We start from the raw sequence: 1,235 nt of genomic DNA, 5'->3' as shown, positions 1-1,235 counted from the left end.
GAGGTGCATGCTGGTTTGTGGACAGGTGGTTGATTGAGGAGGATTTTTGATGTCTGGTTTTTGAGGGGAAGGCCGCGTAAGCGGTATTCTGCTGATTTTAAGGTTGATGCGGTGGCGATGGTGGTCGAGTTAGGTAAGTCGATTGCTTCGACTGCGCGGGAGCTTGGCATTCATGAGGGAACGTTGGGTTCTTGGGTGGCGCAATGGCGGCTGGAGCATCCGGAGGAAGAAAAGAGTTTGGGTCTTTCCGAGCGAGAGGCTTGGCAACGCGATCAAGCCGAGTTACGGCGTTTGCGTATGGAGAACGAGTTCTTGAAAAAAGCCGCGGCCCTCGATGCCCGGGGGCACGACTAGTTGACAAGTTCGTGTTCATTTCGGGCGAAGAAGGCAATTATCCGACCGTGTGGATGTGTCGTATGCTCCAAGTTGCCCGCTCGTCATATTATGAATGGAAGATAAGAGGCACTGGCCCTAATTCTTGGGCGCAGCGGCGCCAAGTACTAGGTGGACGGGTGCGGGAAGTGTTTGACGCTCACCGCGGGTTTGCTGGGGCCCGCAAGATCCGTGGCGTGCTAGCCCTGGCCGGGTGGGCCTGCAGCGTGAAGCTGGTCGGGCGGATCATGCGCGAGCAGGGACTGACAGCCAAGTGGCGCAAGACTCCCCGCGTCACCACCACCGTGCCCGCTGCGTCTGGCCACCGGGAGGGGATCTGTGACTTGGCGGCAGGCAACTTCCATCCCGATGCCTACCAGCCGGGCAAAGCACTGGTCGGAGATATTACGTATATACGTACTGCTGCCGGCTGGTTTTACCTGGCTGCCACTATTGATCTGGCTACCCGTAAAGTACTGGGATGGAAAGTGGATAGGCATATGCGTGCCAGCCTGGTGGTCAGCGCCTTGGAAAACGCGTTGGCTAATGGGGTCGGGCCGGGTGCTTTCTTCCTCTCCGACCATGACACCCAATACGCCAGCCAGGAAATGCGCGCTTTTTGCGCTAGTCACGGGATTGCACAATCTATGGGCAGGGCTGGAATCTGCTACGACAATGCGGTAGCCGAAGCGTTTTTCTCCCACTTCAAACAAGAATTCGCCCAGGCCCACACGCTAGGAAGCGACCTGGCCACCCGTCATCAAGTCGCCGTGTGGATCAACCATTACAACCAACACCGCGCCCACGCGACCCTGGACTACCACACCCCACAAGCAACCTGGGAACTGAAGCGTCCTGGGTTT

Annotated in this window: 2 protein-coding genes; both read left to right on the top strand. The window is 57.7% G+C overall.

Translation table 11 applies throughout. The features are described from left to right. Positions 1-33: 33 nt before the first annotated feature. Positions 34-354, top strand: a complete 321-nt coding sequence (locus BSZ40_RS11160; RefSeq protein WP_073826468.1) for a transposase — start codon at positions 34-36, stop codon at positions 352-354. An 11-nt stretch (positions 355-365) separates the two neighbouring features. Then, positions 366-1,235 (top strand): IS3 family transposase (locus tag BSZ40_RS11785; protein WP_245794040.1); only part of this gene is annotated, 870 nt, incomplete at its 3' end.

It is taken from the genome of Buchananella hordeovulneris (assembly GCF_001907235.1).
Lineage (GTDB): Bacteria > Actinomycetota > Actinomycetes > Actinomycetales > Actinomycetaceae > Buchananella > Buchananella hordeovulneris.
This window is presented reverse-complemented; position numbering and strand designations above follow the sequence as displayed.